Source organism: Gordonia aichiensis, from assembly GCF_039946255.1.
In the GTDB taxonomy this organism is placed as follows: domain Bacteria; phylum Actinomycetota; class Actinomycetes; order Mycobacteriales; family Mycobacteriaceae; genus Gordonia; species Gordonia aichiensis_A.
This window is the reverse complement of record NZ_JBCDWL010000017.1, coordinates 15057-34768: the sequence shown is the minus strand read 5'-3', so window position 1 is coordinate 34768 and position 19712 is coordinate 15057. Positions and strand designations below refer to the sequence as shown.

The window sequence follows — 19712 nt, the reverse complement described above, 5'->3', positions numbered from 1 at the left end:
CGTCGACCAGGAAAAACGGGAAACCGCACCGGCGCCGCGGTCGCTATACCATGCACAGCCGAGAATATCGAACTGACTTTCGATTTCGCGGCCGCGGGGCACAAATGAGGCGACCCGGTCCGGACGCAGAATGCGTCCGGACCGGGTCGTGAGGGGTCTGTCGTGACCGGTGTCAGCGGGGCAGTCGTCCGGCGCACCGCAGCGGACCGCCGTGACTGGTGCTGGAGGAGACCAGTTCGTCACCCTGCAGAATCGTGCAGGTGACCGGTCCCCGGATGACCACCGCGGTCAACTCCACATCACGGTCGGCGACCGTCGTCCGTTGCGTCCACGGCGTGCCGGTGGCCGCGACCAGCACCCGACCGCTCGAGTTGCGGTAGGCCAACGCCACCACGTCGCCGTCGCCGGTGAGCTGATAGGTGACCGACCCCGGCGCCACCGACGTCGCCGTCGGCTGCGGCCGCGGCTCGGCGGAGGTCCGGGACGTCGAGGTCGGCGATGTCTCCGTCGTCGACGACGTCGCCGGTGCCGTCGGCGTCGAACCGCTGCCGGGCAGCGGCGCCGAGCTGTCCCGGAACACCAGGAAGCCGACCAACGCCAGCACGACGACCCCGAGGACGACGACCGCAGACAGGAGGACGGTCCGCCTGCGGTCGTCCGGTGAACCGTTACTCATGACTTCACCGTATCCAGCCCGGCCGCGCGCACCGTCATTCGGCGGTGATCGCTTCGAGTGGACGGGTCCGCGCAGCGGTGATCGCCGGCCACAGTGCCGCGATCACGCCGACCACCGCGGCGCCGACCAGGGTCCCGGCGATCAGCCCCCACGGAACGACGACCCCGTGCAGGCCCCAGTGCGCCAGGGTGCGGACGAGCGGAACACCGATCGCCAGTCCCAGCACCGTGCCGAGAAGGGCTCCGAACACCGCGATGTACGTCGACTCGAGGTAGATGGTCCGGCGGACCTGCGCCCGGCTCATGCCCACCGCCCGCAGCATGCCGATCTCCTGCCGACGCTCGACCACCGACAGGGCGAGGGTGTTGATGATGCCCAGCACCGCGATCACCAGGGACAGGCCCAGCAGCGCGTACAGGGTCGCCATCATCTGGTCGATCTGCGAGGAGATCGCATTCTTGAACTGGTCCCGGTTCTGCACCTGAGCCGTCAGATAGTCGGCGGTGGCGTCCTCCAGCTCGGTCCGCAGCGTGGCCGCGCCGACTCCCGGTTTGCCGATCACCAGCACCGGCCCGGCCGCACGCTTCATCGCGACCGGCATCAACTGCTCGTACGAGTCCCAGGCGACCATGGTCGGCGCGATCGCCTCATTGGACTTGAACACGCCGGTGACCCGCGTGGGCACCTCGTCGCCCGCGGTGCTGGTGAAGGTGATCTGCTGGCCCAGCTTCCAATTGTTGTCCCGGGCCACGCTGTCGCTGATCAACAGGCCGTCCCCGGTCAGCGAGGAAGTGCCCTGCAGGATGTCGATGGACGCGACCTGGTCGATGGAACCGCCGTACGGCGAGGCGACGTAGACGTCCCGGCCGTCGTACTTGGCCAACCCGTACGCCTGCGCGACCACCGTCCCCGCGCCGGGGGCCTCCTTGACCGCGTCGACCACCGACAGCGCCAGGGGCATGTTGTTGGTGCCGGTCACCACGAAATCGGCGCGCAGGCCGGTGTCGACCGACGAGTCGACGGTCCCCTTGAACGACCATCCGAGGGTGCCGATCACGACGACCAGCATCAGCCCCAGCGTCAGCGCGAAGGCCGTCGCCGCGGTGCGGCGAGGGTTGCGGACCGCATTGGTGCGCGCCAACCGCCCGACGGTGCCGAAGGGCTTCTCGAAGACCGCGCCGAAGGCGCCGACGACGGGTTTGGAGATCGCGGGTGCACCCAGCACCACGGCGATCACGGCCAGCAGGGCGCCGGCCGCCACCGCGAGTGCCGGCCCGGATCCCTCTCCCAGCCCGCCGATCACCAGGATGACGATCGCGACCAGCCCGAATCCGGCGGCCACCAGGGTGCGGACCCGCAGCGAGCCCGCGCCGGGTTCCACCGTGCTCTCGCGCATCGCCTCCACCGGCGGGATCCGCGACGCGCGACGCGCCGGAATCCAGGCGCTGAGCAGCGTCACGATCACGCCGACGAAGATCGCCGAGGCGATGGCGCCGATCCCGACGTCGAGGCCGTTGGACGGCAGGCCCTGCGATGCGGTGAACGCGAGCATCGCGGCCGCGATGCCGACACCGAGCCCGAGCCCGATCACACCGCCGACGATGCCGACGATCAATGCCTCGAGCAGAACCGACCGCGAGACGTTCTCCCGGCTGGCGCCGATGGCCCGCAGCAAGGCCAGCTCGCGGTTGCGCTGCGCCACGATCATCGAGAACGTGTTGTAGATGATGAACGTGCCGACCAGCAGTCCGATCGCGGCGAAGGCCAGCAGGATGTAGCGGAAGATGGTCAAGAACTGCTCGATGCTCTTCTTCTGGTCCTCTCGCACCTGCTCCCCGGTGCGGACCTGGTAGAGCTTGTCGACCGCGACCTTCTTGCCCTGTGCGGCCACGAACTTCGTCAGATGGGCGTCGACGGCGTCCCGCAGTTCGGTGTCGGAGATGCCCTTGCGGGCGGCCAGATCGACGGTCGAGACGTACTTGCCGTCGGAGAACAGCTTGGCGGCGGTGGCTTGATCGAACAGGACTCCGACGTAGCCGCCGGTCGAGGACGGCATGTCGGTGATCCCGACGACGGTCACCTCCAGCGGGGCGCTGAGGCCCGCCCCGATGACGACCTTCGTCTTGCTGCCGACCCGCAGGCCGCCCTTGTCGGCGGCCTCGGAGTTGACGGCGATCTCGCCCGACCGCTCGGGCGCGCGGCCCGCGGCGATCGTGACGTCTTCGCCGACCGCCTGGCCGGGCGGCAGGTAGCTCATGCCGACGCTGGGAGCGCCGCCGGTCTGCAGCGCACGACCCGAGGCGTCGGCGAGCGTCACCAGGCCGGTGTTGCCGACCGCGAGCCGTTCGATCCCGAGGGCCTGCTGGTTCTTCTTCAGGTCGTCGACGATCGTGATCGGGACGCCCGGCGACTGCGGTTCGGCGGAGCTGACCTGGACGGCCACTCCCTTGGCGACGTTGTCGAAGATGGAGTTGAAGGCACCCGAGACCGTCGAGGTGAAGATCACCGCCCCCGCGACGAAACTCGTTCCGAGCACCACCGAGAAGACGGTGAGGATGAGTCGGATCTTGTGGGACGCAAGGCTCCGCAGGGAGACCTTGCGCATGACATTCGACGCCATCGATCAGTTCCCCTCGCCGGCCCCGGACGGGTCCGACTGCTGCGGCCGGTCGTCGAGGGTGCGCATGACTTCGAAGACGTCATCGGCCGACGGCCGCTGCAGTTCCCGGACGATCTGGCCGTCGGCGAGGAAGACCACCCGGTCGGCGTACGACGCCGCGCGGGGGTCGTGCGTGACGATCACGACGGTCTGGTTGAACTCGTCGGTCGCCGCCCGCAGGATCGCCAGCACCTCGCCGGAGGACCGCGAATCCAGATTGCCGGTCGGCTCGTCGCCGAAGATGATGTCCGGGCGTCCCACCAGGGCGCGCGCGCAGGCCACGCGCTGCTGCTGCCCGCCCGACAGTTCGCTGGGGCGGTGGGACAGACGGTCCCGGATCCCGAGTCGGTCGACGACGGTGTCGAACCATTCGCGGTCCACGTCGCGCCCGGCGATGCCCTGCGGCAGGGTGATGTTCTCCTCGGCCGTCAGGGTCGGCACCAGGTTGAACGCCTGGAAGACGAAGCCGATCCGGTCGCGCCGCAGCTTCGTCATGTTCTTGTCCGACAGTCCGATCAGTTCGACGTCGCCGATCTGGACCTTGCCGCTGCTGACCGTGTCGAGTCCGGCCAGGCAGTGCATCAGGGTCGACTTGCCCGAACCCGACGGTCCCATGATCGCCGTGAACTCGCCCGCCCGGAAACCGATCGACACGCCGCGGAGGGCGTGCACGAGGGTGTCGCCGCTGCCGTAGGTCTTGACCACGTCGTCTGCTCGGGCCGCCACCATCGCGTGCTTTCCTGCCGCTGCTGTTGCTGTCATGGAACAACCGTGTCAGAACGGCGGCCCGCGCGCATCAGGGACCACCCCGAATCGGACGATCAGAGAGAAGTTCCACACCCGCCCGCTCCGGGGTCCGACGACGAGACAGGCCCGACCGGAATCCCGGTCGGGCCTGTCTCGATCTGCTCGTCTCGGGGATCAGCCGAGTCGGCTGCGGAGCTCCTCGAGCTGAGCGGCGAGTTCGGCGGGCAGCTTGTCCTTGCCGACGAAGTCGAACCACTCTTCGATGGTCGGGATCTCCTCGCGCCACTCGGCGTTGTCGACCGCGAGCGCCTCGACCAGGTCGGCCTCGGCACCTTCGAGCCCGGTCAGGTCCAGTTCGCCCGGGGCGGCGACGGTGCCGATGGCGGTCTCGACGCCCTGCACGTTGCCCTCGATGCGGTCGACCATCCACTTCAGGACGCGGCTGTTCTCGCCGAAGCCCGGCCACAGGAAGCGGCCGTCTTCGCCGCGGCGGAACCAGTTGACGTAGAAGACGGCGGGCAGCTGAGCGCCCTCCTTGCGGCCGATGCTCAGCCAGTGGGCGAAGTAGTCGCCGACGTGGTAGCCGAGGAAGGGCAGCATCGCCATCGGGTCGCGGCGGACGGTGCCGACCTTGCCCTCGGCGGCGGCGGTCTGCTCGGAGCCGACGGTCGCGCCCATGAACACTGCGTGCTCCCAGTCGCGGGCCTGCGTGACCAGCGGAACGGTGGTCTTGCGGCGGCCGCCGAACAGGATCGCCGAGATCGGCACGCCCTGCGGGTCGTCCCATTCGGGGGCGAGGGTCGGGCACTGCGACATCGGCGTGCAGTAGCGCGAGTTCGGGTGGGCGGCCTTGGTGCCGGACTCGGGCGTCCAGTCGTTGCCGTGCCAGTCGATCAGGTGCGCCGGAGCGTCGCCGTCGATGCCCTCCCACCAGATGTCGCCGTCGTCGGTGCGCGCGACGTTGGTGTAGATGGTGTTGCCGGCCTCGATGGTCTTCATCGCGGTCGGGTTCGAGTCGTGGCTGGTGCCGGGAGCGACGCCGAAGAAGCCGAACTCGGGGTTCACCGCGTACAGGCGGCCGTCCTCACCGAACCGCATCCAGGCGATGTCGTCACCGACGGTCTCGGCACGCCAGCCTTCAAGCGTGGGATCGATCATCGCGAGGTTGGTCTTGCCGCAGGCCGACGGGAACGCCGCGGCGACGTAGTAGACCTTGTCCTCCGGGCTGATGAGCTTCAGGATGAGCATGTGCTCGGCCAGCCAGCCCTCGTCGTGCGCCATCGCCGAGGCGATGCGCAGCGCGTAGCACTTCTTGCCCAGCAGCGCGTTGCCGCCGTAGCCCGACCCGTACGACCAGATGACGCGGTCCTCGGGGAAGTGGACGATGTACTTCTCGTCGTTGCAGGGCCACGCGACGTCGGACTGACCGGCCGCCAGCGGGGCGCCGACCGAGTGCAGGGCCTTGACGAAGAAGCGGTCGTCGCCGAGCGCTTCGAGCACCTTCGGTCCCACGCGGGTCATCACGCGCATCGACAGCACGACGTACTCGGAGTCGGTGATCTCGATGCCCAGCTTGGGATCGTCGGAGCCGAGCGGTCCCATGCAGAACGGGATGACGTACATCGTGCGGCCGCGCATGCAGCCGCGGTACAGGTCGGTCATCGTGGCGCGCATCTCGTCGGGCGCCACCCAGTTGTTGGTCGGGCCCGCAGCCTCTTCGGTCTCGCTGCAGATGAAGGTCCGGGACTCGACGCGCGCGACGTCGGCGGGGTCGGACAGGGCCAGGAACGAGTTGGGCTTGCGCTCGTCGTTCAGCTTGACGATGGTGCCGGCTTCGACGAGCTGCGCCGTGAGCCGATCCCACTCCTCGTCGCTGCCGTCCGACCAGACCACCCGGTCGGGCTGCGTCAGTTCGGCAACCTCGGCCACCCAGGCGATCAGCCCGGCGTGGTTGGTGGGGGCGCTTCCGGGCTCGATGCCCGGAATGGTCGCAGCGGTCATGCGGATCTCCTCATCGAAACTCACGGTTGCCTGCGCACAAGGGTGACTGGGCGCATACTGGCCCCAGGATACGCGGAATAAGGTGCGGCTTGAACCCGCGGCCCGTTAGCAGACCTTTCAGTCGATCCGTCCGACCGCCGTCGGACGCCACGGCATCCCCGCTCGGTCGAGGGACCCGCCACCGACCCGGCCATCGGGATACAGCACAGACATCCGGTCGACGCGGCCGTCGCCGTCCGTGTCGGTCAATACCGCGGGCGCCCCGTCAACGTCACTGGTCAGCGAGTCGGATCGGCCGTCCCCGTCGGCGTCGAACTCGGCCGGACCGAGGTCCCACGCCATGCCGTCCGCGTACCACCAGAGATTGTCGTGAACTTCGGCACAGACATCGTCCGACGTGTCGCAGCCCATACTCCAATTGTGCCCGGGCGCGAGCCCGTCGGCCCCGGAGATGAGACCATCTTCACTTTCTCCGCCGCACTCCGGGGGCAGTCCGTCCATGGAATCCATCAGATCTGCCCCGCCCGGTCGCCCGCCCAGATCGCTCGGCCGCACTGGGCCTCGACGGCGGCGGCATAGGCGCCGATCCGGTATTCCAGCCCCGCGCGCCGGGCGGCGACCGTCGCGGCCGCCCACCGGTGCAACTGCGCACGATGCGTGCCGGTCCGGCGGACGAGCACCACCCAGCACGCCAGCAGCAGGCCTGCCGCGATCGACAAGACCGTGCCCGCCACCCCGAACCCGGCCCAGTGCAGCGCCGGCGCGATGACCATCCGGCCGACGCCGAAACCGAGCGAGGCCCCGACCAGAATCACCATCAGGTCCTCGGACCGACGGCCGGCCGGCGGCGGTGCGGGTGCCGGTTCGGCACCCGTCTGGGGCGCGCGCACCGGACCTACGGTCATCGCCGCCCCGGCCGATCCGCGGGTCGCGACGCCGCAGACCTGGTCGAGTCGGTGCACGGCGGTCGCCATCACGCGCCGATCGAGTTCGTCGAGCACCCCCCGCAGCCAGTCCTCGAAGCCCGCGGCCGGTTCCGTCTCGGCGATCGTGACGCCGAGGTCGGTCGTCGCCGTCCGCACCGCCGTGACCAGTTCGGCACGGGTGGCGACCACACCCGCCCGCAACCCGGCCACTCGATCGGCGCGGCCCGGCCCGGGTACGGCCCGTGGTGCCCGTGCGTCGGTCCCGATTGCCGGCCGGCCCGCTGAATCGGGGACTGCAGTGTCGGGAACTGCGGGATCGGGGACTGCGGGATCGGGGACTGCGAGCTTCGGAGGCTCCCGGCACCAGTCGACGAGATCGTCGACGCCCGAGGCCGCGCCGGGCACGTCGGCCAAGACCGTCGCGACCGCGAACAACGGCAGCCGTCGACCGGGGTCGAGCATCGTCCGAGACACGGCGACCGCTTGCGGCCACGCGGGAAAGGCATCGACTCGGCACGCCGTCAGGGCAGTGGGAATCGCGCGCCGACCGAGTTCGGCCAGCAGCGCCTCCTCCTCGTGCGAGGCGGGCATCGACGAGTCCAACGCGAGTATCGCCGCGTCGATGGGGCCGGGATGGGCGGCCAGTTGCGCCGGCCGCTCGACCACCGCAATCTCCCCCGACCATCCGCCCGCACGCAGCGCGTCGGCCAGCGCCGCCGGTTCGGCTCCCGCCGTGCCCGCCACCACCAGGGTCATCGCACCGACTCCCGCGCCAGGCGGGCTTCGGCCGCCGCGCGGTCGAAGCCGCGCGCCGCGAGCAGCCTCAGTCCGGCCAGGCGCCGCACCCGACGCCGCGCGGCGATCACAGGCGCTGCCGCGACGATCGGCGCGATCAGCGCGTCGATTCCGCTCATCGCGTGCAGGTGCGCGGCCAGGCCGGCCTCGTCGACCGCGGGGTGCCTGCCGACCGTCGCGACGGCCGCGGTCAAGCCGCTCCGGCCCAGCCGTGCCAGCAACTGCGCACGAAGCCGCTGTTCGTTCCGGTCGGCGCCGGCCTCCTCGGCGAAGGCGGCCGCCGCCACGGGCACCGAGATCCCGTCGCGGTGCCACCGTCGCAGAGCGTCGAGGTCGGCGCGGCCGATCGTCGCTCCCGCCAACAGCCCGGACACCGCAACCACCGGACGCCCCAGTTCGCGGGCCGCCGCCCGCGCCTGCTCCGCGGCCGCCGGCCGGGTGTCGGCCTTGCCCGCCACCACGACGACCGGGACGTCGGCGGCGGCGATCGCAGCCCTATCGGCGGCGCGCAGCTGGGCGCCGATCACTCGGAGTTCGAGGTCCGGCGGTACCGGGGCGTCGCCCGGACGACGCGCGACCTTCTCGATCCCGGATCCGGTCGCCTCGACCTCGAGACCGGTCGTCTGGACTCCGAAACGCGCCGCCAGCGACGCTCGCATCGTCGTGCTCCCGGCCCCCGGCAATCCGCTGACCGCGATGACGACATCGGCGACCGCCGCGATACGTCCGTCGACCACCCCGCACACCTCCCCCGTACACCTGCCCGAAAGGGCCCATCTCCCCCGAGACGGCTGTGTTGACTGAGAACCTACCGCGCAGGTCCGACATCGATGCGGCGGTCGACGGAATCGGACGCGAATCGGCCGGTTCAGGGGTGTCTATTGTGAGCGAGCAGCAGAAATAGGCCACCATAGACGTGTGAATACCGACGCCGCCGAGGGATCGTCGCCCGATACCGACCGCTCACGCCTCTATCCGAGGGTGACCAGCTTCCGCTTTCGGCGGGGGACGCTGACCGCGGGTCAGCAGCGCAACTGGGAGAGTCTATGGCCGCAGCTCGGCCGCGATCTGCGCACCGGCCCCGACCGAACAGACGAGCCGCCGCTGGACGCCGAGGCCTGGTTCGGGCGCGAGGCACCCCTCATCGTCGAGGTCGGCAGCGGAACCGGCATCTCGACGGCGGCGATGGCCGAAGCCGAGCCGGACGCCGACGTCGTCGCCGTCGAGGTCTATCAGCCGGGTCTGGCCCAGCTGGTCGGGCTGGTCGACCGCGCGGGTCTGACCAACGTCCGCATGATCCGCGGCGACGCCACCGTGGTGCTGACCGAGCTCGTGGCCCCCGACTCGTTGACCGGCGTCCGGGTCTTCTTCCCGGACCCGTGGCCCAAGTCGCGGCACCACAAGCGCCGGTTCCTGCAGTCCGGCACGATCGAGCTGATCGCCGACCGGCTCAAGCCCGGCGGGGTCCTGCACATCGCGACCGATCACGCCGACTACGCGCTGTGGATCGCCGAGTTGCTGGCGACGCAGCGCCCCGACCGCCCGCACGTGGTCCCGCTGACCTTCGACTCCCCGATCCTGCTGGAGCGCCCCACCACCAAGTTCGAGGGCCGCGCACAGACCGAGGGCCGCGGCGTCAACGAGTTCGTCTACGTCAAACCACTGCCCAAACGCCCCCGCGGGGAATCGGGCGAGGCAGCGAAGGAGCAGGAATGAGCCCGGAGTTCTCCCAGACGATCGCGGGCACCAGCCCGTCCCGCCGGCTGCTCCTGGTCTGGGACGCGCCGAACATGGACATGGGCCTGGGCGGCATCCTCGGCGGCCGCCCCACCGCCGCGCACCGTCCCCGCTTCGACGCCCTCGGCCGCTGGATCCTCAAACGCAACGCCACCCTCGCGGCGACCCTGCGCACCGAGGTCGAACCGGAGGCCACGGTCTTCACCAACATCGTGCCGGGCAGCGCCGACGTGGTGCGACCGTGGGTGGAGGCGCTGCGGAACGTCGGCTATGCAGTGTTCGCCAAGCCGAAGCTGACCGACGACAGCGATGTCGACGCCGACATGCTCGACCACATCCAAGTGCGACGACACACTCCCGGACTCGCCGGGGTGATCGTCGCCTCAGCGGACGGACAGGCCTTCCGCGAGCCTCTCCTGGAGATCGCCGCCGAGGGTGTGCCGGTCACCGTCATCGGCTTCCGCGAGCACGCCAGCTGGGCGCTGACCTGCGAAGAGATCGAGTTCATCGATCTCGAGGAGATCCCCGGCGTGTTCCGCGAGCCGCTGCCGCGGATCAGTCTCGACTCGCTTCCGGACGAGGGCGCCTGGCTCACCCCGTTCCGCCCGCTGTCGGCGCTTCTCAAGTAGCGTGCACCCGCAAAGCTGAATCCACGGTCGCATTCTCTCAGTTAAGGCTGAGACAATCGCACTTTCGGTACCCGCAAGTAGGAAGGACACCGGCGTGTTCGGATCCATCGGCTCATTCGTCTACCGAATGCGCTACACCGTCATCGCCGTCCTCGTCGCGCTGATGGGCGGTCTGGGACTCTACGGCATCAACCTGCCGCAGTACCTGTCCCAGAGCGGGTGGTTCGATCCCACGTCCGAGTCGGTGTCCGGCTCACTCGTCGCCGACCAGGCGCTGGGGCGCGACCACAAGTCCGACGTCATCCTGCTGATCACCCCGCCGCCGGGCACCAAGGTCGACGATCCGGCGTTCCGCGTCAAGATCGAATCCATCGTCGACGACCTGGTCAAGGAGCACCCGGACATCGTCAGCCGGGAGAGCGGATCCGGCCACGCGGGCATCATCGATCCGTTCGACACCGGCGGCGGCGCCGCCGGCGCGACCGCCGCGCAGATCAAACAGGAGCGGATGTGGACGCCCGACCGCAAGCACGGCTTCGTCTCCATCGGCGTCGCCGGTGACGACGACACGTCCATCCTGAACAACTACAAGACCATCGAGCCCTTCTTCGACGGCCTGGCCCAGCGCTACGACCTGCCCGGAACGCAGTTCCAGCTGGCCGGTCTGCAGCCGGTCGCCGCCGCGATGAGCAAGGGCATGGAAGACGACATCAAACGGGCCGAGCTGATCGCCCTGCCGGTGGTCGCGATCATGCTCTTCTTCGTCTTCGGCGGCGTCGTGGCCGCGATCCTGCCGGTGTTCATCGGCGGTCTGACCATCGCCGGTTCGCTCGGCATCATGAAGGTGCTGGCCCAGCTCACCGAGCTCAACATCTTCGCCCAGTCGGTCGTCACCCTGATCGGACTCGGCATCGCCATCGACTACGGCCTGTTCATCGTGAGCAGATTCCGCGAGGAGCTGGCCGAAGGCTATACGGTCAAGGCCGCCGTCCGAAGAACTGTGATGACCGCCGGTCAGACGGTCGTCTTCTCCGCGACGATCATCGTCGCGGCGCTGGCCTGCCTGTTGATGTTCCCGCAGGCCTTCCTCAAGTCCGTCGCGTACGGCGCCATCGCCTCGGTCGGCTTGGCCGCGGTGCTGTCGATCACCGTGCTGCCCGCCATTCTGGCGATCCTCGGCACGCGCATCGACGCCCTCGGGCTCCCGTTCCTGCGCCGGTCCAAGACCCGCGAGGAGGTGGAGAGCGGCTTCTGGGGTCGGCTCGCCGGTTGGGTGATGCAGCACCCGGTCAAGACCGCGGCGCCGACGGTCCTGCTGCTGCTGGCGCTGATCATCCCGTTCGGGAACATCGCCTTCGGCGGAATGAGCGAGGCCTACCTGCCGCCCGACCACCCGAACCGGGTGGCGCAGGAGGCCTTCGACAAGCACTTCCCCGCCGAGCGCACCGAGGACCTGAAACTGGTCGTCGTCTACGACCAGAACACCGAGGACGCCGCCGCCAAGATCCAGCGCATCGCCGACGAGGCGAACAAGATCCCCGGCTTCACCCGACCGTTCTCGCCGACCGCCGACGGCGGCGCCCTCGAGGGCATCTACGGCGACGAGCAGAACGGGCTGGGCGTCACCCAGATGTCGGCCGGCCTGGTCGACCGCAACACCGCCCCCGAGGCCATCAAGGAACTGCGGGCGATCGACAAGCAGGGCCTGCGCGTCTACGTCGCAGGCACACCGGCGCTGACTCAGGACTCCATCGACTCGCTGATCCAACGGCTGCCGCTGATGGCGATTCTGCTGGTGCTCGTCACCGGTCTGTTGATGTTCCTGGCGTTCGGTTCGATCATCCTCCCGATCAAGGCCGCGCTGATGACGGCGCTGGGCCTGGGATCCACGCTCGGCATTCTGACCTGGATCTTCATCGACGGGCACGGCTCGTCGATCGCCGACTTCACGCCCGGCCCGCTGTTCGCCGCCGTGCTCGTGCTGATCATCGCGATCATCTACGGATTGTCGACCGACTACGAGATCTTCCTGCTGTCGCGGATGGTGGAGGCCCGCCAGCAGGGCGCCTCGACCACCGAGGCGATTCGGGTCGGCACCGCCCACACCGGGCGGATCATCACCGCCGCCGCCGCGATCCTGGTCGTCGTCACCGGCGCCTTCGGCCTGTCGGAGATCGTGATGATGAAGTACATCGCCTACGGCATGATCGCCGCGCTGATCCTGGACGCGACGGTCATCCGCATGCTGCTGGTGCCGTCGATCATGAAGCTGCTCGGCGACGACTGCTGGTGGTCGCCGCGCTGGATGCAGCGGCTGCAGCAGAAGATCGGCCTGGGCGAGACGATCCTGGAGGACGAACCGGAAGACAAGCGCCCCGACTACTTCCTGACGCACGGCGAGGGCACCTCGGGCGGGGTGGTGGCCGCGGCCGAGGCCCCGACGACGGCGATGCCGATGGCCGCGGCGACCGCCCGCCCCGTCGCCGGGCGCGCCGAGCCGACCGGACGACGTCGCGCCGAACCGACCGGACGGCGTTCCGCCGTGGGCACCGCGGGCGGCCGGACCGACAGCGGTCCGCAGCCGACCGCCGACAGCACCCTCGACGAACTGGTCGACGACGCCACCGTCGCACCGCCGACCACTCGCCCGGGAGTCCGCGACTCCGGTCCGGACACCGGTTCGTGGAAGCTCGGATTGGGCGGGGTCCGGCAGACCGGAACCGACCAGCGTCCCCGTCCCGCCGCGCCGCCGCAGAACTCAGCACCCGCCCCGACCGGTGCGCAGCCTCGGCCCCAGCGACAGGGTCCGCCGCCCGCGCAGGCGCCGCAGGCGCGGCCCGCCGCCCGCGGACCGGTCACCCCGACCAGCGGTGCGCTGCCGGTGGTCGTGCCCCGGCCTGGTCCGGGCGCACCCGCCGGGCCGCCGACCGGGCGCCGGCCCATCGGCGCGCCGGCCCCGCGACGGGTGCCGCCGCGCCAGGTGGTCGCCGACCAGGTGCCGCCGTCCCACCCGACGACCCCGGCACAACCGACGACCACGTCGCGCCCGGCGACCCCGGCGCGACCTGCGCCCCAGGTGCGGCCGACGACGCCGCCGCGCCCGCCCGCCCCGGCGCCGTCGGAGGCCCGCAAACCCGCGGCTCCCGCGCCGACCCCGCCGCAGGCACCGACACCGCCACCCGCGCAGGCACCGGCGTCCCCGCCCGCAGCCGCGTCGACCACCCCGCAGGCGCCGTCGCGGGAGCTGCGTTCGGGCCGCGAACGGTCCGACAGTCAGATCAGCGTGCAGGACCTGCTTCGTCGCAGTCGGGCCCAGCAGTCCGACGACGAATAGGTCAGGTTCCTACTCGACGGTTAGGCTGGACCCCATGCCTGACGACGACGCCGACGACGTCGCCGAGGACCGGCCGCACGGCCCGACGTCCTCGCGACCTTGGCGGCGGCGCCTCCGCTGGGTGCTGATCGCCGTCGTCGTGACCATCCTGACGGTCGAAGCGGTGCTGATCTGGCCGACGCTCGCGCAGGCCTGGGCGAAGATCGGCGACCTGCGCTGGGCGTGGGTGCTGCTCTCGATCGTCGCCGCAGCACTGTCGATGGACAGCTACGCGCAGGTGCAGCGCGTGCTGATGCGGTCCGCCGGAGTGCACGTGCGACAGCGCGAGTCGCTGGCCGTCATCCTGGCCTCCAACTCGGTGTCGCAGACCATGCCCGGCGGACAGGTGCTGGCACCGGCGTTCATCTATCGCGAGAGCCGCCGCTGGGGGGCCTCACCGGTCGTCGCCTCCTGGCAGCTGGTGATGTCCGGGCTGCTCGCCGGAGCCGGACTCGCCCTGCTCGGTCTGGGCGGAGCGCTGCTGGCCGGCGCCAAGACCAGCCCCTTCTCGGTCATCTTCAGCGTCGCGGCGTTCGTCGTCTTCGTGGCGGTCGTGCAGTACATGGCCAGCCACCCGCTCGTCCTGGAGACCATCGCCGCCCGGCTGCTCTCCTGGTTCAACCGGGTCCGCGACAAGCCCTCGGAGTACGGCGCCGATAAGCTGCACCAGATCATGACCCAGCTCCAAGCGGTCAAGCTCGATCGTCGCAACGCCACCGAGGCCTTCGGTTGGAGCCTGTTCAACTGGATCGCCGACGTCGCGTGTCTGGCCGCGGCCTGCTACGCGGTCGACGCCCATCCCTCGATTCCGGGGCTGATGGTCGCCTACGCGGCGGGCAAGGCCGTCGGCACCGCGGTCCCGCTGCTGCCCGCGGGCATCGGCGTGGTCGACGGCGTGCTGGTGGCCGCGCTCGTCTCCGCGGGGATGCCCACCGCCGACGCCGTCACCGCGGTCGTCATCTACCGGATCGTGAGCTATGTCATCGTGACGCTCGCGGGCTGGGCGGTGATCGCCGTCCGGTACCGCGGCAGCTTCAAGTCCGGCCGTACGCTCGACGACGAGCTCGCCGAGGACACCACGGTCAAGAATCCGGTGATCGACCCGACGTCGCTCCCCGATCCCGAGTCGCCGCCGCGCCCGGATGACACCGACGAGAGACCCGACACACGGGATCGGTGAAGCCCCGCACCGACCACTACCGTGGAAGCATGAGCGTCTCCTCCCCCGCCCCGACGGCCGCACGCCGCCTCGCCCTCCCGGTCGTCGCCGATCTCGTCGCGATCGGCGTCTTCGTGGCGATCGGTCGCAACAACCACGACGAGGCCGCCTCGGTCAGCGGTTTCCTGAGCACGCTGTGGCCGTTCGTGGCGGGCGCGGCGATCGGGTGGGCGATCGCGGCCGCCGTCGCTCGTGGCCGCGACCTCGTTCCGGCCGCCCTCTGGCCCGCGGGCGTGATCGTGTGGGTGTCGACGGTGGCCTGCGGCATGGTGCTGCGGGTGATCGCCGGTCAGGGCACCGCGGCGTCGTTCATCGTCGTCGCCACCCTGGCGACCGGTCTGCTCCTGCTCGGCTGGCGCGCGGTGGCCCTGCTGATCGCTCGTCGCGCGTGACCCGCACCGCCCTCACTTCGTCTTGAAGTACTTCTGCGCCACCTGCAGGGCCGCGGTGCCGGACTTGTCGCCCTCGCAGTAGATCACGATCACCTTGCCGCCCTGCACGCCCAGGAACCATCCCGGCCCCTGCGGACCGTTGGTGCCGACCAGTGCGCGCAGACCCGGAGCCCCCGTCAGGTCACTCGCGTCGCCGGTCTTGGCCGTGGTCGTCATCGACGCCCGGATCTGCCGGACGACGGCGTCGTCGAGTCTGCCCAGCTGCCCGCCCGCGATCTTGGTCTGCGTCCCCTTGATCACGTAGGGCGCCGCGCCGTCCTTGCCCGACGCCGATCGCTCCAACGCCACTCCGAGGGCGGCCATGTTCATCATCGACGCGGTGAAGTCCTGGGGGTGATAAGCGGCCGCGGTGACCTTCGGCGCACCCCCTGCGGGCAGACTCACCCCGGGCGCGGTGAACTGCACGCCGAGCCCGAGCGAGTGCAGCACCGTCTCGGCCGTCCCCCGATCACCGCCCTTGCCTGCGGCGTCGATCGCGCCGAAGACCGGATCCAGGGTGCTGCCGACCGGGTATGCGGTCCCGGCGTCGATCTTCCGTTTGGCGGCGGCGTCGTTCTGCGCCATCGCCAGAATCGCACCGGTGTCGGCGTCGAGCGTCATGATGGTGGCCGGCTGCGCCACCTCCACCGCGACGTCGCCGAGGGTGAGCTGCTCGTTCTGATCGATCGTGGTGTTCACATCGGGGCCGGGGCCGTCCTGCCGGCCCGCGAGCTTCTGCGGCGGGGTGCCGGGCACGACCATCTGCACCTGCCAGCCCGCGGTGGCGTCGCGGATCGCATTCCAGTAGTTGGTCAGGCCCGCGCTCAGCGGCGTCGACAGGCGTCTGTCGGTCATCACCAGCATGCCGGTCTTGTTGACGGTGACGCCCGCGATCCGGGACGGGTCGGCGGTGAGCATCGCCATGTCGGGGTCGCGGAGCGTGACAGCCACGATCTCCCGGCCCTGCGCGGCGGCGAGCCGGTCGTCGACCGCCTTGACGGTGACCATCGGCGCGACCGGCGCGACCGCGTCGACCACCGCCCGGACGGTCTTGTCGAGGTTCTTCGTGGCGGCCGGGTCGACGATGATCTGGTTGACCGGCTCGATCTGCATGAACGGCTTGCCGCTGGTGCTGCGGACGGTCGGCGCCGGGGTCGCATCGGTCCGGATCTCCTGCAGGCGGCCGTCGGCGGTGAGGCCGGTGTACAGCAGGCCGGGATCCCACTGCACCTTCCAGCCCGCCGACAGGCGTCGCGCGGATCCGGAGGTCTTGGTCTCGAACGAATGATCCCCGGCCCACGTCCACTTCGTGTTCAGCGTGAACGAGGCGCTGCCGTCGCTGTACTCCACCAGTCTGCCGGTGTCCACCGACACTTCGCGCGCATGCATGCCCGCGAAGGTCACGCCCAGCGCCTCGGCCGCCTGGCTCGGCGACGTCGTCATCTCGGCGGCCCCCTGCGTGTCCTGGCGTGCCATCGCCTCCGCGAACGCGGTGACCGCACGTGAGGCGTCCGTCTCCCCGTCGGACGAGCACGACACCAGAGCGAGGGCGGTGACCAGCGCAGCGATGAGTGCGACCGCAGTCGATCGACCCCGAATACCCATAGTCACAATTATCACTTCATTCCCACCCGTTTCACTGGCCACATGCTAGCGATCTGGAGACTATGTGGTCACGATCGCACAACACCTTCGGATTGGCGCCGATTCCATTCGGGAAGGGACAATGGACACCATGAGCAAGACAGTCATTCGTTCGAGTGAACGCGCTCGGACCGAGACCGACTGGCTCGATTCGGCGCATTCGTTCTCCTTCGGCGACCATTACGATCCGGCCAACACCCACCACGGCGTCCTGCTGGTTCAGAACGAGGACGTCGTCCAACCCGGCCAGGGCTTCGACATGCATCCGCACGCCGACACCGAGATCCTCACCTGGGTGGTATCGGGGTCGCTGGTGCATCAGGACTCGCAGGGCCGGTCCGGCGTCATCCATCCGGGGTTGGCGCAGCGGATGAGCGCGGGCACCGGGATCCTGCACTCCGAACGCAACGATTACGCCGAGACCGGCGAGCGGCCAGTCCATTTCGTGCAGATGTGGGTGATGCCCGACGAGTACGGCATCACGCCCGGGTACGAGCAGTTCGACCTGTCGGGCGAGCTGTCGCCGGGCCGGCTGGTCACGGTCGCCTCGGGGGTCCCCGGACTCGACTCCGCGATCCGCATCGCCAATCGCGGCGCCACCTTCTCGGTGGCCAGACTCGCCGCGGGGCAGCGGGTCTCGGTCCCGACGGCGCGCTTCACACACCTGTTCCTCACCGCAGGCCAGGTCGAGGTGGACGGCGAGGCACTGCACGCCGGCGACGCGCTTCGCGCCGCCGACTTCGGCGGGTCGACGATCCGCGCCGTCGCCGACGACAGCGAGGTCCTCGTCTGGTCGATGGACAGCAGACTCGGCGAGTAGTCCTCCCCGTCCGACCATCGGCTTCGCCGGTGCGGGAATTGTGCTGCCGCGGATGACACTATGGAGGACGTGACTATCGAGCAGACCTCCGGGCTCGACCTCGAATGGGTCGAGAACTCCGTACGCGCCGCAGACGACCTCTTCACCCACGTCAACGGGAAGTGGCTGGCGACCCACCAGATCCCCGACGACCGCAGCATCGACGGCGCCTTCCACGTGCTGCGCGACAACGCCGAGGCCGACGTCCGGGCCATCGTCGAAGAGTGTGCGGACGGCAGTCCCGCGCCCGGCAGCCCGGCCGCGAAGGTCGGCGATCTCTACACCTCGTTCATGGACACCGACCGGATCGAGTCGCTGGGCATCGCGCCGATCGCCGAGCAGTTGGCCGAGATCGACGCCGTGACCGACACCGCGGAACTGGCCGCGGTGCTGGGCCGGATGCAGCGCGACGGCGTCGGCGGGCTGTTCGGCTTCTACGTCGACACCGATGCGCGTCAGTCCGACCGCTACCTGGTGCACCTCACGCAGAGCGGGCTCGGGCTGCCCGACGAGTCGTACTACCGCGAGGACAAGCACGCGGCGACGTGCGAGGCCTACCGCGCGCACGTGGCGACGATGCTGGAGCTGGCCGGGATCGCCGACGCGCAGGCCCGGGCCGCGGCGGTCTTCGAGCTCGAGACGGCGATCGCCTCGCATCACTGGGATGTGGTCCGCAGGCGCGACGCCGAAGCCACCTACAACCTGCGCACGCTGGCCGAGTTCACCGATCTGGCCGGGGGCTTCGACGTGCCTGCGTGGCTCGGCGGCGTGGGCGCGGGCAGCACGTTCGACGAGGTGATCGTCGGGCAGCCGTCGTTCATCGAGGGCGCCGCCGCGCTGATGGCCTCGCAGCCGCTCGCGGCGTGGAGGAGCTGGCTCACCTGGCGGCTGCTGCGGACCACCGCGCCGTACCTGCCCGCGGCCTTCGTCGATGCGAACTTCGCCTTCTACGGCAAGACGCTGACCGGCGCCGAGGTGATCCGGGACCGTTGGAAGCGCGGTGTCGGATTCGTCGAGGAGGCCGCGGGCTTCGCAGTCGGCGAGGTGTATGTGGAACGCCACTTCCCGCCGGCCGCCAAGGCCCGGATGGACGAGCTGATCGCCAACCTCGTCGAGGCCTACCGTCGCAACATCGTCGACCTGCCGTGGATGACACCGGCCACCCGCGAGAAGGCGCTGGTCAAACTGGGCAAGTTCACGCCCAAGATCGGGTATCCCGCCACCTGGATCGACTATTCGAGCCTGGCGGTCGACCCGACCGATCTGATCGGCAACTCGCGCCGGGCAGCCGCTTTCGAGAACGCCCGCGAGCTGGCCAAGATCGGCGGCCCGGTGGATCGTGACGAGTGGTTCATGACCCCGCAGACGGTGAACGCCTACTACAACCCCGGGATGAACGAGATCGTGTTCCCGGCGGCGATCCTGCAACCGCCCTTCTTCGATCCGAACGCCGACGACGCCGCGAACTACGGCGGCATCGGCGCGGTGATCGGTCACGAGATCGGTCACGGCTTCGACGACCAGGGCGCCAAGTACGACGGCGACGGCAATCTCGTGGACTGGTGGACCGACGACGACCGCACCGAGTTCGGCGAGCGCACCGCCGCGCTGGCCGCGCAGTACGGCGAGTTCACGCCGAACGGGCTCGACCCCGAGTACAAGGTCAACGGCGAGTTCACCCTCGGTGAGAACATCGGTGACCTCGGCGGCCTGTCGATCGCGCTGGTGGCCTATCAGATCGCGCTCGAGAAGGCGGGCGGGCTCGATACAGCTACGGCGCCGGTCATCGACGGGTTGACGGGTGTGCAGCGGGTGTTCTTCAGTTGGGCGCAGATCTGGCGAACGAAGACTCGCGACGAGGAGGCAATCCGGCGGTTGTCGATCGATCCGCATTCGCCGCCGGAGTTCCGGTGCAACGGCGTCGTCCGCAATGTCGACGCCTTCTACGACGCCTTCGGCGTCGCCCCCGGCGACGGATTGTACCTGGAGCCGGGCGAGCGCGTCCGGATCTGGTGA

The 19712-nt window shown here is 69.9% G+C and carries 15 protein-coding genes; 7 read left to right on the top strand and 8 right to left on the bottom strand.

All coding sequences use genetic code 11. From position 1 onward, the window contains the following. Positions 1 to 172: 172 nt before the first annotated feature. The 7 genes from AAFO60_RS16840 to AAFO60_RS16810 form a co-directional block, all read right to left on the bottom strand. Positions 173 to 676 carry a hypothetical protein gene (locus AAFO60_RS16840; RefSeq protein WP_347957383.1) on the bottom strand — a complete coding sequence of 168 codons (504 nt, stop codon included), beginning with the start codon at positions 674 to 676 and terminating at the stop codon, positions 173 to 175. 34 nt (positions 677 to 710) lie between these two features. Continuing rightward, entirely contained in the window at positions 711 to 3296 is a 2586-nt protein-coding gene (locus AAFO60_RS16835) for an ABC transporter permease (RefSeq protein ID WP_347957382.1), read from the bottom strand. Positions 3297 to 3299: 3 nt separating this feature from the next. Further along, entirely contained in the window at positions 3300 to 4097 is a 798-nt protein-coding gene (locus AAFO60_RS16830) for an ABC transporter ATP-binding protein (RefSeq protein WP_347957381.1), read from the bottom strand. A gap of 159 nt (positions 4098 to 4256) precedes the next feature. Beyond that, the gene (locus AAFO60_RS16825) at positions 4257 to 6083 is read right to left on the bottom strand and encodes a phosphoenolpyruvate carboxykinase (GTP) (RefSeq protein ID WP_347957380.1); all 1827 of its coding nucleotides are present in this window, start codon (positions 6081 to 6083) and stop codon (positions 4257 to 4259) included. Positions 6084 to 6200: 117 nt separating this feature from the next. After that, positions 6201 to 6494: a DUF6802 family protein gene (locus AAFO60_RS16820; protein WP_347957379.1), complete on the bottom strand. Its 294-nt coding sequence runs from the start codon at positions 6492 to 6494 to the stop codon at positions 6201 to 6203. Positions 6495 to 6592: 98 nt separating this feature from the next. After that, the gene (locus tag AAFO60_RS16815) at positions 6593 to 7765 is read right to left on the bottom strand and encodes a hypothetical protein (protein WP_347957378.1); all 1173 of its coding nucleotides are present in this window, start codon (positions 7763 to 7765) and stop codon (positions 6593 to 6595) included. Beyond that, the gene (locus tag AAFO60_RS16810; RefSeq protein WP_347957377.1) at positions 7762 to 8541 is read right to left on the bottom strand and encodes a hypothetical protein; all 780 of its coding nucleotides are present in this window, start codon (positions 8539 to 8541) and stop codon (positions 7762 to 7764) included. Before AAFO60_RS16810 ends, AAFO60_RS16815 begins: the two co-directional genes overlap by 4 nt. A gap of 181 nt (positions 8542 to 8722) precedes the next feature. Here AAFO60_RS16810 and trmB point away from each other — a divergent pair, with 181 nt between their 5' ends. The 5 genes from trmB (at position 8723) to AAFO60_RS16785 (ending at position 15154) form a co-directional block, all read left to right on the top strand. Further along, the gene (gene trmB / locus AAFO60_RS16805) at positions 8723 to 9520 is read left to right on the top strand and encodes a tRNA (guanosine(46)-N7)-methyltransferase TrmB (protein WP_347957376.1); all 798 of its coding nucleotides are present in this window, start codon (positions 8723 to 8725) and stop codon (positions 9518 to 9520) included. Continuing rightward, entirely contained in the window at positions 9517 to 10170 is a 654-nt protein-coding gene (locus AAFO60_RS16800; RefSeq protein ID WP_347957375.1) for an NYN domain-containing protein, read from the top strand. The genes trmB and AAFO60_RS16800 overlap by 4 nt, the downstream gene beginning before the upstream one ends. Positions 10171 to 10264: 94 nt before the next feature. Then, positions 10265 to 13504, top strand: coding sequence for an MMPL family transporter (locus AAFO60_RS16795; RefSeq protein WP_347957374.1), 3240 nt, complete (start codon positions 10265 to 10267; stop codon positions 13502 to 13504). Between the two features lie 34 nt (positions 13505 to 13538). Further along, positions 13539 to 14723, top strand: coding sequence for a lysylphosphatidylglycerol synthase transmembrane domain-containing protein (locus tag AAFO60_RS16790; RefSeq protein WP_347957373.1), 1185 nt, complete (start codon positions 13539 to 13541; stop codon positions 14721 to 14723). Between the two features lie 29 nt (positions 14724 to 14752). Then, positions 14753 to 15154 (top strand): DUF3054 domain-containing protein, encoded by a 402-nt coding sequence (locus AAFO60_RS16785; protein WP_347957372.1) that lies wholly within the window; start codon positions 14753 to 14755, stop codon positions 15152 to 15154. 12 nt (positions 15155 to 15166) lie between these two features. Here the strand turns inward: AAFO60_RS16785 and AAFO60_RS16780 are convergent, their stop codons facing one another. After that, positions 15167 to 16798 carry an NTF2-like N-terminal transpeptidase domain-containing protein gene (locus tag AAFO60_RS16780; protein ID WP_347957371.1) on the bottom strand — a complete coding sequence of 544 codons (1632 nt, stop codon included), beginning with the start codon at positions 16796 to 16798 and terminating at the stop codon, positions 15167 to 15169. A 130-nt stretch (positions 16799 to 16928) separates the two neighbouring features. Here AAFO60_RS16780 and AAFO60_RS16775 point away from each other — a divergent pair, with 130 nt between their 5' ends. Together AAFO60_RS16775 and AAFO60_RS16770 are read left to right on the top strand one after the other, a co-directional pair. Beyond that, positions 16929 to 17657: a pirin family protein gene (locus tag AAFO60_RS16775; protein WP_347957370.1), complete on the top strand. Its 729-nt coding sequence runs from the start codon at positions 16929 to 16931 to the stop codon at positions 17655 to 17657. 60 nt (positions 17658 to 17717) lie between these two features. Continuing rightward, a complete protein-coding gene (locus tag AAFO60_RS16770) occupies positions 17718 to 19712 on the top strand; it encodes a M13 family metallopeptidase (protein ID WP_347957369.1) in 1995 nt (664 codons plus the stop codon).